Annotated in this window: 12 protein-coding genes; 4 read left to right on the forward strand and 8 right to left on the reverse strand. The window is 39.0% G+C overall.

Annotated features, from left to right (window positions below):
• Positions 1-462 precede the first annotated feature (462 nt).
• Positions 463-702 carry an SDR family NAD(P)-dependent oxidoreductase gene (locus KFZ58_RS15455; protein ID WP_235792186.1) on the forward strand — a complete coding sequence of 80 codons (240 nt, stop codon included), beginning with the start codon at positions 463-465 and terminating at the stop codon, positions 700-702.
• A 531-nt stretch (positions 703-1,233) separates the two neighbouring features.
• Here the strand turns inward: KFZ58_RS15455 and KFZ58_RS15460 are convergent.
• The gene (locus tag KFZ58_RS15460) at positions 1,234-2,424 is read right to left on the reverse strand and encodes an ROK family transcriptional regulator (protein ID WP_235792187.1); all 1,191 of its coding nucleotides are present in this window, start codon (positions 2,422-2,424) and stop codon (positions 1,234-1,236) included.
• 468 nt (positions 2,425-2,892) lie between these two features.
• On the opposite strand from KFZ58_RS15460, the gene xylA reads away from it, so the two are divergent.
• From xylA to xylE, 3 genes are all read left to right on the forward strand, one after another.
• The gene (gene xylA, locus KFZ58_RS15465) at positions 2,893-4,218 is read left to right on the forward strand and encodes a xylose isomerase (protein ID WP_235792188.1); all 1,326 of its coding nucleotides are present in this window, start codon (positions 2,893-2,895) and stop codon (positions 4,216-4,218) included.
• Positions 4,219-4,233: 15 nt separating this feature from the next.
• Positions 4,234-5,733 (forward strand): xylulokinase, encoded by a 1,500-nt coding sequence (xylB, locus tag KFZ58_RS15470; RefSeq protein ID WP_235792189.1) that lies wholly within the window; start codon positions 4,234-4,236, stop codon positions 5,731-5,733.
• Positions 5,734-5,851: 118 nt separating this feature from the next.
• Complete coding sequence (gene xylE / locus KFZ58_RS15475) at positions 5,852-7,273, forward strand: D-xylose transporter XylE (protein WP_235792190.1); 1,422 nt, start codon at positions 5,852-5,854, stop codon at positions 7,271-7,273.
• A gap of 75 nt (positions 7,274-7,348) precedes the next feature.
• Here the strand turns inward: xylE and KFZ58_RS15480 are convergent, their stop codons facing one another.
• From KFZ58_RS15480 to KFZ58_RS15510, 7 genes are all read right to left on the reverse strand, one after another.
• Positions 7,349-7,471, reverse strand: a complete 123-nt coding sequence (locus KFZ58_RS15480; RefSeq protein ID WP_370642508.1) for an IS3 family transposase — start codon at positions 7,469-7,471, stop codon at positions 7,349-7,351.
• Between the two features lie 381 nt (positions 7,472-7,852).
• Positions 7,853-8,635: a DnaD domain-containing protein gene (locus KFZ58_RS15485; RefSeq protein WP_235792191.1), complete on the reverse strand. Its 783-nt coding sequence runs from the start codon at positions 8,633-8,635 to the stop codon at positions 7,853-7,855.
• Positions 8,636-8,730: 95 nt separating this feature from the next.
• Complete coding sequence (locus KFZ58_RS15490) at positions 8,731-8,976, reverse strand: hypothetical protein (RefSeq protein ID WP_235792192.1); 246 nt, start codon at positions 8,974-8,976, stop codon at positions 8,731-8,733.
• A 275-nt stretch (positions 8,977-9,251) separates the two neighbouring features.
• Positions 9,252-11,147, reverse strand: a complete 1,896-nt coding sequence (locus KFZ58_RS15495; protein ID WP_235792193.1) for an alpha amylase family protein — start codon at positions 11,145-11,147, stop codon at positions 9,252-9,254.
• Between the two features lie 337 nt (positions 11,148-11,484).
• A complete protein-coding gene (locus tag KFZ58_RS15500) occupies positions 11,485-12,195 on the reverse strand; it encodes an alpha/beta hydrolase (protein ID WP_235792194.1) in 711 nt (236 codons plus the stop codon).
• 25 nt (positions 12,196-12,220) lie between these two features.
• Positions 12,221-13,801, reverse strand: coding sequence for an FAD-dependent oxidoreductase (locus KFZ58_RS15505; RefSeq protein ID WP_235792195.1), 1,581 nt, complete (start codon positions 13,799-13,801; stop codon positions 12,221-12,223).
• A gap of 39 nt (positions 13,802-13,840) precedes the next feature.
• A complete protein-coding gene (locus KFZ58_RS15510; protein ID WP_235792196.1) occupies positions 13,841-14,533 on the reverse strand; it encodes an N-acetylmannosamine-6-phosphate 2-epimerase in 693 nt (230 codons plus the stop codon).
• Position 14,534: the final 1 nt, after the last annotated feature.

Below are 14,534 nucleotides of genomic sequence, written 5' to 3' on the forward strand. Positions count from 1 at the left end.
TGTCTATTTATTCTATAACGACTATTACAAATGTAAACGATATCATTTATTCTTAAAAAAATAATCGTTTTTTGTTATATGTGACGTTGCTGCATCTACTTCCCATTAGACAAGATAAAACTGCCTATTTTTACAAATATTGTTAAATTATTAATAATTTTGTAACCTGTTGAGATATATTGTAATAGGCTAGATTTTCTTTGTCAATAGTTTTTAAAAAATTCTTTTGATTTATAAATTTATAACAGTATCCATAACTGTCCTCTCCCACAAAAAATAACCATCGGTATAGCAACGATATATTTGTTGTAACGTACATAATGTCCTCTGATGAATTGATATTACACTTATATTGGTTTAGCAGATCAAAAAGGAAAAAAGGTTGCTTCGCGAAGTAATTCGTAAGTAATAAGAAATCATATGTAGCGATATTTGGTCATTTTCAATCTCTAGGGGGATGTATTGAAGAAGGGCATTCCAAAGGAAGAATGGGAAAGCGCTGTTAAAACTACTTTAGAAACATATGGAAAAGTGAATGTTCTAGTAAATACAGCAGGAACTGTTGGGCCTTCTGTAACTAAAGCAGCTGAACATGACATAAATGAAGGGAATAAGGTTATAGCGATTAACTTAAAAGGTGCATTCTTAGGAACCAAACTTACTATTCCTGAATGGAAAGGTTGGAGCTTCCCATATACCTGAACTAAGACAATATGAAAAACTGGGAGATGCTGATTACCAAGAAGAAATACAAGATATTTACGTGTATCAACTAAGGAACTTTGCAAATATAGGCTTAACTACTGATCCAGAGTCTATTAAATTACAGACACTTCATTCTGGAAAATTAACTCGTTTTGGCCTACGCTTTATCGATTTTTTCTTAACTAGCTAAAACCTAATTTGTTTAAGATAAATCGACATTCTTTTGTAACCAAATAGAATATTTGTTCTTTAAAGGAGTATTGCAAATCCAGTTTACTTCCCCGTGCAAACCGCCGGCACTGTAAAGAACGCGGCATCCCGTTAAGAGCCCAAAGTTTTGCAGTTCGCCTAAAAAGAAGACGAAGAACAGAAACAGATTGCTTACCAGGTGCTTCTAACCGAAATGTCATGAAGGCAAGTTAGGGGAAGCGCACTTATAGATTCGGTATTATCATATCCAAGTTCGTTTTCAGCTGACAAATTGAAATGGTTATTTCTCTTCACGTGCTCAACCTAGCTTCAGTGCCACTATATTCCTTCTTCCATATGTTTTGTTGCTAGAAATTGTGTAATGGCAAAAGAGTTGGCACCGAGTGCGGTGGATAGGTTGCCAAGAATTGAAAAGCGAAGTTCGGTACTTTTTTTGTGATTGTTGGAAAGTCGTTCTTCTAATACTCGTTCAATTGGGTTATATATCCAAGTACTGAATGGTGCGATGCGATTCCCGATAATCACTGCTTCTGGATTGAATGTATTAATGATATTGACGATTCCAGCCCCGATATTTTCTGCTAGACTATTTAATAATTTGAGGACGTTTGGATTGCCTTTTTTTGCTTCTTCAAATAAAGCTTCTAAAGCATCGTCTCCACTAACACCCTCGATGCCTTGTTCCTTGGCTTTGTTCAATAAGGTGCTTTCCGAAGCATACAATTCCCAACACCCACGGTTTCCACACGAACATTTTCGACCATTTGAATCAATGGTAAAGTGTCCCATCTCCCCAGAAATACCTGCTCCACCTTTGTATAACTGGTTTTGAATAATAATGCCAGTCCCGATTCCAATACCAATACTTATATAAACGATATTGGAAAAGTTTTGCCCCGCACCATATAAATGTTCTCCGTGTGACCCGGCATTTGCTTCGTTTTCGATTCTGACTGGAATATGAAATCTATCTTCCACATGTTTTTTTAAATTGATATGTTCCCATTTCAGATTTGGAGCAAAGAGAATTTGGTCATTCTGATCAATTTGTCCTGGGAAGCCAATCCCAATTCCGACCACGCCGTAGGTACTTTCCGGAGCTTTTTGGATAAGCATTTGAATGAGTGAATCCATTTCATTTACTATATCTTGATCGTGGATAGAATGCATACTTGTCATGGTTTGTTCAATAATACTTCCACTTAAATCGGTTAGAATTCCTAGAATATAATTAACTCCTATATCGATCCCAATCGAATATCCTGCGTTATTATTGAAATAAAGCATAACTGGTTTTCTTCCGCCGCTTGATTGTCCTTCACCTATTTCATTAATGAGCGATTCGTTTAATAACTCAGAAACCATAGTGGATACAGTGGCTTTATTTAGTTTCATTTCTTTTGATACCTGTGCCCGTGAAATCGGGCCTTTATTTTTAATGGCCTGAAAAACAATGGATTTATTAATTTTTTTTACAAGGTTTTGATCCCCGGTTCGGATGGATTTCATGTCTACTTCTCCTTACTTTGTCTTTAGATAGTATGAATTCTATCATGATTTAACAGTTTGATACACCTATTAAAGGATAGTTTGTTTAAATAATATACAAAGGATAAACATATTACAAATATAATTTCCAAAAAACCTTAATAAGGACATCTGCGCGGTTAAAACGGCTACCCTTGACACTGAGCCTCTGACTTATCTGTTAAATGACTAAGATTCCACTAGGTGTCATTTGGCGTATAAACTAGCACTGCACTGCTCCTTCTCAGTGTAAAAGGACGCTTCGCTCAGCTTGTTACAATGTAGGAGTTTTCATTTCAGAAGAATAAATGTCCTGAATGTCCTAAAACTATAATATATTGAAATTTATTATTGACAGCGGTTTCAATATGCCCTAAACTTAGTTTAAAGGTTAAACGAACTTTGTTTTAAATAAAAATAGTTTAAACAATTTGGGAGGAGAATACAATAATGAGTTACTTTACAAACGTAAACAAGATTAATTATGAAGGGCCGAAGTCAACGAACCCATTCGCGTTTAAATTTTACAATCCTGAAGAAAAAATCGGTGATAAAACGATGGAAGAGATACTGCGCTTTGGTGTCGCATATTGGCATACATTTACAGAAGACCTTTCTGATCCATTCGGTGCTAGTACGGCAATTCGTCCGTGGGATAAATACAAAGGCATGGATCTTGCCAAAGCTCGAGTAGAGGCAGCATTCGAATTCTTTGAAAAATTGAACGTTCCATATTTTTGCTTCCATGACGTGGACATTGCTCCAGAAGGTTCTACATTAAAAGAATCAAATGAAAATTTGGATACGATCGTAAGCATGATGAAAGATTACATGAAAGATAGTAAAACAAAATTGCTTTGGAATACGGCAAATAACTTCACGCACCCTCGTTTCGTTCATGGTGCTGCCTCTTCTAATAATGCAGATGTTTTTGCATATGCTGCAGCAAAAGTGAAAAAAGGACTTGAAATTAGTAAGGAGCTAGGTGGAGAAAACTATGTGTTCTGGGGTGGCCGTGAAGGGTATGAAACCCTGCTAAACACCGATATGAAGCTAGAGATGGATAACCTGGGCCGTTTCTACCACATGGCGGTAGATTATGCACAAGAAATCGGCAATGATGTGCAATTTCTCATTGAACCAAAACCAAAAGAGCCGATGAAACATCTATATGACTTCGACGTGGCAACTGGTTTTGCTTTCTTACAGAATTATAATTTGCAGGATCACTTTAAATTTAATATTGAAGCGAACCATGCGACGTTAGCCGGGCATACATTTGAGCATGAATTAAATTATGCTCGTGTGAATAACATGCTTGGATCTGTTGATGCAAACCAAGGTGATACATTACTAGGATGGGATACAGACGAATTCCCAACAGACTTATATTCTACAACACTAGCCATGTATGAAATCATAAAAAATGGTGGACTCGGCCGTGGGGGACTGAATTTTGATGCAAAAGCTCGTCGAGGTTCCTTTGATCCGGAAGACTTATTCCATGCACATATCGCTGGAATGGACAGCTTTGCAGTAGGATTAAGAGTGGCTAAAAAATTAGTCGATGATAACGTGCTAGATGGCATCGTTGATGATCGCTATAAGAGCTACACTGAAGGAATTGGATTAGATATTGTGGAAGGAAAAACAGATTTCCGAGAATTGGAAAAACATGCGCTGGGATTAACAGAAGTTAAAAATGAATCTGGTAAATTAGAACATATTAAAGCAACGATTAATCAATATTTATTACAAGCTTATGCAGCAGATTAATTGGGAGGGTTAGCGATGAAATATGTGATTGGAGTTGACTTGGGGACGAGTGCTGTTAAAGTTCTTTTGGTTAATCAGCACGGAGAAGTTGCCAATGAGGTTTCTAAAGAATATCCGTTAATTCAGGAGAAATCTGGTTATAGTGAACAGGACCCAGATGATTGGGTAGATCAGACAATTGCAGGATTGTCTGACCTGGTTCAGTCTTTCGAAGGCGATACAGCAGAAATTGAAGGAATAAGTTTTTCCGGTCAAATGCATGGATTGGTGTTGCTGGATGAAAATCATGAAGTACTTCGCAATGCGATACTTTGGAATGATACGCGAACAACGAAAGAATGTGAAGAAATATATGAACGCGTTGGCAAAGAACGTTTGCTGGAAATTACAAAGAATACAGCATTGCAAGGACTTACATTGCCGAAAATACTCTGGGTAAAAAATCATGAACCGGAAATTTTCGAAAAAGCACGCGCGTTTGTTTTGCCAAAAGATTATGTTCGATATCAATTAACAAAAAAACTTCACATGGAATATTCCGATGCAGCAGGGACGCTATTATTGGATGTAAATGAAAAGAAATGGAGCAGTGAGATTTGTCGCATTTTAGATATTGATCCGCAAATTTGTCCTCAGTTGGTTGGTTCGCACGATAAAGTTGGAACAATTACTAGTGAGATTTCAAAAGTAACGGGATTAAGTTCTGCTACCTGTGTTTTTGCTGGCGGGGCGGACAATGCGTGTGGAGCAATCGGTTCCGGTATTTTAAAAGATGGCAAGACATTGATCAGTACAGGAACGTCTGGTGTAGTCTTATCTTATGAAGCAAATGGAAACAAGGATTTCGGAGGAAAAGTGCACTATTTTAATCATGCAGTACCTGACGTTTACTATACAATGGGCGTCACTCTCGCTGCCGGATATAGTTTGTCATGGTTTAAAGATACATTTGCCAAGGATAGAGATTTTAATGAATTGTTAGCTGATGTGGATTCCGTCTCTGCAGGGTCGAATGGATTGATCTTCACACCATACATCGTTGGAGAGCGAACGCCACATGTTGATTCGACAATTCGGGGTAGTTTTATTGGAATGGATGCTTCTCATGAAGTAAAACATTTTGCGCGTGCGGTTTTGGAAGGAATTACGTTTTCTTTAAATGATTCTGTTGAAATTTTCCGTAAAAACGGGAAAAAGATCGATGAGGTTATCTCAATTGGTGGAGGAGCTAAAAATGAATCATGGCTGCAAATGCAGGCAGATATTGTTAATGCGAAAGTTATAAAATTAAAAAGTGAGCAAGGCCCAGGTATGGGAGCGGCAATGCTAGCAGCATACGGAAACGGCTGGTTTTCTTCCCTACAGGATTGTGCGGATGAATTTTTGAAAGTGGATCAAATATATGAGCCGATCCCAAGTAATGTGAAAACATACCAAAAACTGTATAAAATTTATCAAATGGTATACCCATCTACCAAAGAATTGAGCATGAAGTTAATGGAGTTTAGAGATTAACTCCATTCGTGTTTTTACCTGAGATAAATATCCCTCAAAAAGAAAGCGTTTTATAATAATTTTAAACGAAGGGAGAGAAAAAGGGTAAGCGTTTTTGAAAGTTTACTCTTTGGAAAACATGAAATCTAAAACGACAACCTCATACGTCATTTCTATTACGTTAATTGCAACTCTAGGTGGACTGCTATTTGGCTATGATACAGCCGTTATATCCGGTGCTGAACAGTCAGTACAACTGTACTTAATTGATAGCTTGGGATTAGGATCATGGGTACATGGATTAACGGTGTCCAGTGCATTGATTGGGTGTATCATTGGTGGTCTGATTTCTGGGTTGTTCTCCAATAATATAGGAAGAAAAAATTCTCTAATTATAGCAGCGTCATTGTTCTTTGTTTCTGCTTTGGGTTCTGCTTACCCCGAATTTTTATTCTTTAATGTTGGTGAACCGAGTGTCAGCTTATTAATTATGTTTAATTTATATCGAATCATTGGTGGGATTGGTGTAGGGATGGCATCGGCTATTTCTCCAACGTATATCGGGGAAATTGCTCCGCAAGAAGTTCGTGGTAAATTAGTATCCTGGTATCAATTTGCTATTATTTTCGGTCAGCTCGTTGTCTATTTCGTTAACTGGGGAATTGTGAATGGACAGTCATCTGAATGGGTAAATGATATTGGCTGGAGATACATGTTTGCTTCTGAAACGATTCCAGCACTTTTATTTTTTATTTTGCTATTCTATGTTCCGGAAACCCCAAGGTATTTAGCATCGCAAAATAATGAAGATAAAGCACTTAGTATATTAGAAAAAATTAATGGTTCGAAAGACAGAGCAAAACTTGTGTTATCTGATATTCGTACATCGTTAAATGCCAAAGATACAACTGGAAAACTATTTTCTTATGGAAAAACGGTTATCGTCGTTGGTATTCTCTTGTCTGTGTTCCAACAATTTGTTGGAATTAATGTAGCACTGTACTATGCACCGCGTATCTTTGAAAGTATGGGAGCAGGAGCCAATGCTTCAATGCTGCAAACCGTTGTTATGGGAATTGTGAATGTTATATTTACAGTGATTGCGATTCAAACCGTAGACAAATGGGGAAGAAAACCGCTGTTAATAGTGGGTTCTATAGGTATGGCAATTGGTATGTTTGGTGTTTCGATTCTTGCTCAAAATGAAATTATTGGAATATGGACACTGGTATTTATCATATTCTATACGGCTTCCTATATGATGTCTTGGGGACCAATTTGCTGGGTATTACTTAGTGAAATCTTCCCGAATAAAATTCGTGGACAAGCAATGGCTATTGCAGTTGCTGGACAATGGGCAGCAAATTTCCTGATTTCTTCAACCTACCCTCCAATGATGGAATTTAGCGGATCCATGACATATGGATTCTATGGTTTAATGAGTGTACTATCTATTATTTTCGTATGGAAAATGATTCCAGAAACAAAAGGGAAATCATTGGAACAACTGGAAGATATATGGAAGAAAGATTCTACAGAAGAGAAAGTTTTCAATTTGTAAATCAAATGTATAAGGCGAATATCCAGAGGGCGCGTCCCCCTGGATTTCGTTCGCTTTATTTTTGGTATGTCAACACTAAATCAAACATTTTTTAAGGGTCAAGTTTCGATATGTTACAGGACTTAAGTAACCAAGAGTGCTGTGCGTTCGGATATTATTGTACCAATTGACATTATCAAAAAGTTCAAGAGATAGCAGTTAAGGGTGTCAAAGTACATGTCATTTATTCATTCGGTTTTTAGTATCTTAAAATATCGTTTTAGACAGTGCATGAATATCTTCTGTACATGTGACAAGGGAGTTTAAACTCCCAAGTGGGAAGGTGGCCATGTCCAAAACTGGTCAATGGTTATGAACCAACTACTCCTACATGAAAATCTTAAAGACAGGTTTTAAAATATCTTGAGTTAAAGTTAACTTACACACTTTATTTGACAAACCCTTTACAGTGGAGCCTAAAGCTACCATACTGAATCACCCTCTTAAGTCCAGTATCCAACTACTCCCCCACACTATCAACCCCCCCTACTCGAATACTTCACCAACAACCTCTCCACCTCCTCAACATCAGCTTCAATATCACGTCCCGATTTCTTCACATTCCCTGCTCTCGCCTCCGCTTCTGGTCCTTAAACCACTCAGGCACAATCTCCCGCGACTCCTTCCCAAAAAGAAGCACCCTCGCCACGCTGCTTCTTCAACGGTTGTGATGTCTTTTTTGCCCCAAGCTTGCAGAGTTCCTTTAACGTATCCCCAATTTGCTCTTCCTCGCCCAAGCACACGTTTCATGGCATCCAAAATAAGCGGTTCGCCTAAATCATTCACCCAGTTGATTAGCTCATCAGCAACATAAGGGCTAATCAAACCGAAATTCTCCTGGTAAAATGCAATCACGTCTGTTGTTGTATGACTTTGTTTCCTTTTACTTCGTTTAGATAATGGGTCAGCACTGCAGTCCGAAGTGCCGCTCCTACTGCCACTCACATTGTTAATCGTACTCTCCTCAATACCGCAAGCCGCCGCTTCCGTGTCGCTCACGCTGTCGTCCACATGCCCCCTGAAACCAGACGTCTCCCCATCTAAAATCAAGGCAATCATTTCATAACGTGCTGCCTGTTTTCCACCCCGCGAGTGAAAACGGATATATCCCTTATCCCGGAGTTCTGCTCGCGCTCGATTAAATGTACTTTCTGTTAACGACGCTTTCACGCATAGAACCGATACCGCTAGCGTGAATGTTTCCAGCCAACCGGCCCTGTTATTAACATGCATGAGCACATGCCATAGATTTGCTGCTGTTGCTGACAGTGGATTTGTTTCCTGTTGATTGTGAAATGCATTCAATTCTTTTATGTAATTCATTTTCCCCAATCCTTTCCTTCTCCTAAATTCCATGCGTCAAATGCCCTCTTTTAAAAAGCGCCTTTTCCCGGGGAAAGACGCCCAGCTATAAATCTTCAATCCAATCTTCTATCCCATAACGCTATCAAACGAACACGAATAATAGAATCGATGTCGAAATACGCTAGATCCATGCCCGCTTCAGCCTGCTGCATCTTCCAATAATAAAACAGCGCACAAATCCCCTCCACATAAAATTCATTTTGCGGGTCCTTTATATCCAAATCGTGGATATGATAATGAATACGGTGTTGATGCTGCTTGAAAAAAACTTCAAATGATTCCTCCCCTGTTTGATTCATATCCTATCTCTTTTCTGAAAAACCGGTTTTTCGAATAGTACTATAGTCATTCCTACAATCGAAAAATAATCCTGTCTGGTGGCAAAAATACATTTATTTTACATTTCCAATGGATTAAATGTACGTCGAGGCTGTATCACAGGAGAGTTTGCCCCTTTTATCCGTTTTCGAGGACTAATACATCTTTACGTAAAATAAGCAGGACAGCTCTTCACCTGCCCTGCTTATTATAAGAGATCAAACTACTGGTACACCTTCAGTCATTTTAATCTGGCCTATTGCCATTCTTCCAGTAGCGTATCTGATACCGATATTAACTTGTTGTAGGCTGTCTCTGAAATCAATTCATTGTTGTTTTGATGCTCAAGCAGCGATTTAAATCCATTCAAATGTTTTACCGCTTTGTCCATCGAGTCTGTGTTTTCATAATGAGCAAGCGTTTTTAAATGGGTTTCAACATGGCGGATTGCATCTTCTTCATTAAATTCGCCTCCATCTTTCATTTCATCAACAAGAAATTGCAAATATGCAAACGTTGACATTTGATGGGGTGCCTTCGTATCTTTGGAAAATTCCTCTTCCAGAATGTACCACCAGTCATAGTCTTCCAAATGAACCAGATCAAACAACATTATCCCATTTGTATTACTTTCTGCAGTGCGTACGGCTCTTCTGAATTGTTCCGGATCCCCATTATATTGCTCGAGATAGAGGGATCCATATAATGGAGTGGCATAATTAACCACCTCCATTGCCAAATTGGCGGATCCTTCTACACTGTACCAATACGGCAAGTCCAAAGCATCCGATTCATCAATGGAAACCTCGTAATAATAGTTTCCTGTCATGAGAAAGTCGAGGTACTCTGCATATCCGGTTTCATGATAACTATCGGTTGCCCAATCATAATCCGGTTGATAGGTCTGGCTGGCCCAGTTGACACCTTCATGGTAATATAGCGGGTACCAGGAACCGACATACGTACTGAACATCAAGTCTTCATCATAGGAATGAATGAAATCTTCGGCTTCTTTAAAGAAACTTTGAATATTGTGTGCACGGAACTCAATCCAGTCTTTGTATAACGGACCTTCCACGATTGTTTCTTCCGTGCCGTCCATTTGAATTTCATAAATATCCTCTGGCCAGTTTGCGACCGTATCTCCAATATATTCCTCAAATTTTTCCCGGCTTAGATCACTAAAATCCGCATATTGATTAGCATATCTAGCCCGATCCAAAACTATCCCATCTACATCATAGTTGGTGACAATTTCTTCTATAATACGCATCTCATAATTTTTGACATCTTCTCGAATCGGGTTAGTGAATACCGAGGAAGATGGGTACTCAGATGCTGGAATGAACGTTGATTCTGTCTGATCATAGCTCACTTCATCTCCAACCTCCAGATTTTCCAGCACCCATGTACGCGCATCTCCATGAGCGGATAAAACAACACCATTTTCCGGAACTGTTAAAGGATCTGACCCTGTCGTAGCTCGATCCTCGATGTTGGTAATAATACCTTCGTCTACCTGAACTTCGATACCCCAGCGATTCGAAGGGGATACCTCATGTTCTTCTGGTGTGTAAAGAATGAGCTGATCATTTCCTCTCTCTGTATTGAAGTCATCGATTTCCATTGTTTCACCATTGGCGGCTTCAACAATATTTACTGCTGTATAAAATTGCGACTGCCACTCCGGATTATCAAAAGCGGGACCGTCTTTATAGGTGTTGTTTCCTTCCGAGAAAACGTTGACATTTGCCAAAACTTCCAAGCCATACTTGTCCGCTTCCTCCAAAACGGTTGCCAGCAGATCATACCCCTCCGGAAAATCGCTGTAATTGGCTATCTCTGCAGTACTCATATGTGGTGCAATATCACTGTCATAGCCGACAAACCCTGTGTAATTTTTAACATCCAGCACAATGGTATCAATATTCACGTTTGCTGTTTTCTCTACTATATCTGCTACTTTCTCAGGTGTATCTAGATTATGAATATTTGCAGATAAATCATACCAAAGAACTCTACCTTTCATATTATCACTGTCTGTCAGATCGGATAACTCCTGTTCCTGTCCTTTGTCTGATGCTGCCTGAATCGGAGTTGTAATGGACATCATAAGAATGCTGATTAGTAGGATACTAATCCATTTTTTCATTGATAAAACCCTCCAAATTTATTAAACTATTCATTTTCCAAGTACACCCTATTACGATGGTCTTTTTTCTTTTCTCTCTTTTTTTATATTAGGTTCCTAACCCCTACCTAGAATGTCTCACCCCCTTTAAGATAAATTGATTTTATTTTTTCAACTGATCCATCATAAGTCCTCGTTTATTCCCCTCATGAAACGGGTTACTTCACGGATAATCTGTGGATAGACCTCGATTTGCTTCCCTTCTTAATGAAAAGTAATTCCCGCTTTATTAGCGTTACCTTTAAATCAATGGGGTGTAATCTTTTTTTCGTTCCCCCAGAAACCTTTCACCTATCTTTTATGGTGTAGTCATAAAATAATTCAATGCATTCACCAAATCCTTTTTCCAAAAAACCCACTCATGCGATGCTTCCTGCTCCGTATATTCAATTTTTGCTCTTTTAAGAATAAAAGTTTCATGCAATTCGCGGTTTCTTGTCAAAATATATAATTTTTCATTCGTAATCACTGATATAAACTCATCTTCAAACCTACCAACCGTTTGATAAATATTCCAATCTAGCTTGTCCATTTTACTTAAGGCACCTATGTCTTCGATAGCAATCGCTGCAGACTGTAGCAACAGATGGGTCCATTGCTCAGGATTGCGCATCGCTAGGTTTAAAGAACTATTGCCAGCTAAGGAATCACCAAGTAAACCGCGTTTCACAATGTTTCGATTTAACTCTTTTTCAACTGTTGGAATAAATTCATCCGTCATGAATTGCATATAGTTTTCAAATTGGTTCCCTTGACGATGATAGGCCTGCCATCTTTCCATTGAATCTCCTGGGTGGATAAGGACAAAAACGATTTTACTAGCTAGATTTGAATCCGTTTCGATTAATTTCTGAAACGTTTCTTCAAACCCACCTAATTCTAAATAGTCCTTCCCATCTTGAACGTATAACACATACGCATCTTCTACAGTTTCAGCTGATGTTAACAGGTAGTAGGTATAATTTCTATTTTGGATCTCACTATGGAATTCTTTTTTAATCAAATTCAACATACCTAAATCCTTTCTGCATCAATTAGTTTAAATCCATATCTTCAGGCCAATGCCTTTGTATCCCTTTTCCTTCTATTAATTTCTGGTAGGCTTCTAAGTGCGTATCATTTTCTCGTACCTCATGTACACCTATCTGATTCAAGATGGCATAAGCTGCTAGATAGCCAACCGACTCGCCAATATTCCACTCGGTCGGGTGAAGGCGGTAACACCCATTCGTTAGTTGTGTAGTTCCTATATTCTTACAAGCTGGTAATAGGTTTTTTACTCGAATTGGTAATAGCGCACCAAGTGGAATTTCATATGGGTAGCTTGGATTATAAAACGTTCTGTTCGAAATAGTTGTATGATGTAAATCTAAATGATAGCTTCCAACACCAACACTATCAAAATAGGTACGAATCCCACCATAGCCTTTAGTGTCTCTACTTACATCGTTTTCGGTAATGGTATAGAGTGCTTTTATCCTTCTTGATTCCCGTATATAAGGATATTTTGCAAGCCCATCCTTTGTATCAAGCACATCTTTTCTTAAACGTAATCCTGGGTATCCCTGTCCACCGTCTAGACGGGGCGCTTCGGTTTGTAGCCAGTATAATAGCGATAAACTAAGCTGTTTCGCAGCATGTAGGTTTTTCTGTCGTTCTGCTTCCGGTACGTCAATAATCGAACCTAAAAAGTAATCATTCTGTGGCCAATTGATTAGCGAAATATCTCCTTCATACAGCTCTTCCTCCAAGTTCGTCACGTCCAGCACACGGCGATAGGTAAATAACGAAGGGATCCTTTCCTCATTCGGGAATAATGTGAACTCCTTTAATGTTGTCGTATCTGCTGAGTTGGCTGCATACCAACTAAGTAAAGGTAAATCAGAAAAACTTGGGATATATCCTTTCCAAAAATCATACTGTTCCGGTTTTTTAATCGTGAAATTTCCATCTGCCACATAATCCACCGCTAAAACGTAGGTGAAAGACTGTACATCTAATGGATTTTCTTGTTCTAATGCATGCGGTTCACTCGTAGTTTTTTTAGACTCCGCCCCAACCACATAGTCTACCCCTGCAAGTGGAAGAACATCTCCCGTTTCCGTTGCATCTAGGAAATAGTCACCTGTCAATGTAATTTTCTCAGTATGGGACAGATGTTGTACCGCAATAGAAGTGACATGATCTCCACTCGTACTAGCATCTTCTACTTTATAGTTTAATAGCACACGAATTTTGCCACTATTTATATAGGGAGATAACATATCCTCCATTACCTTTAATGCAACCCTTGGTTCATGGGCCAAGCGGCTAACCCATCCGTTACCAGGATTTAAAATGTCGTTTGCCTTTGCCTCTTTGGTTAGAGGATAGTTCTTTTTATAATAGGCGCGAACGCGATTTCTAAATTCACGATAGGTCGTAGTGCATCCGAATTTTTCGATCCATTGATGCTCATCTGGTGGAACTGCTTGGCTGGTAAGTTGCCCGCCAAGCCAATCGGTTTCTTCCGTCATGATCACGTTTAGCCCCATTTTCGCTATAGCTAAAGATGCGATACACCCACCAATACTTCCTCCTATAACAATAACATGTGCTTTTTCCTGCCTAACCAATACAATCCCTCCTATTTCCTCCAACTCTTCGTTCTATTACTACTGCCCCGCTGACATAACCGAAACAAATGATTTAGTGATCATCTGTGGCCTCGTGATGGCGCCACCAACGACAACGGACCATGCGCCCATATCTAACATAATTCTTGCTTGTTCTGGGGTTTGGATTTGCCCCTCTGCAATGACAGGGATGTCATACATTTTACTAAGTTGTTTTACTAGATTAAAATCAGGGCCCTGTACATGTCGTGTTTCTTTTGTATAGCCAGCAAGAGTAGAAGATAGAATATCTACCTCACACTCATATGCATAGGCAGCGTCTTCAAGTGTTGCAATATCGCCCATAACCAACGTGTCACTGTTCTCATGAATAAAGGTAACCAAATCGTTTAGTTTTTCATTATTTGGTCTCGTATGAATGGTTGCATCCAAGGCAATCACATCCGGTTTAACGGCAAGCAATTCTTTAATTTCCCTTATGGTAGGAGTGATATAGACATCGCTTCCACTATAATCACGTTTGATAATCGCAATGATTGGCAGATCGGTTTGTGTCTTTATTGCTAAAGCGTCTATTACGGAGTTACATCGGATTGCTTTTGCACCACCTATTTTGGCAGCCTCCGCCATTTTTGCCATTGTTTCTGAGCCGTGCAACGGTTCATCCTCAAGCGCCTGACAAGATACAATGAGATTTTGGTTTATGTCAAAAAGAACGTTATGATTGCTCAAA

The sequence above is a fragment of the Virgibacillus sp. NKC19-16 genome, assembly GCF_021560035.1.
Lineage (GTDB): Bacteria > Bacillota > Bacilli > Bacillales > Amphibacillaceae > Virgibacillus_L > Virgibacillus_L salidurans.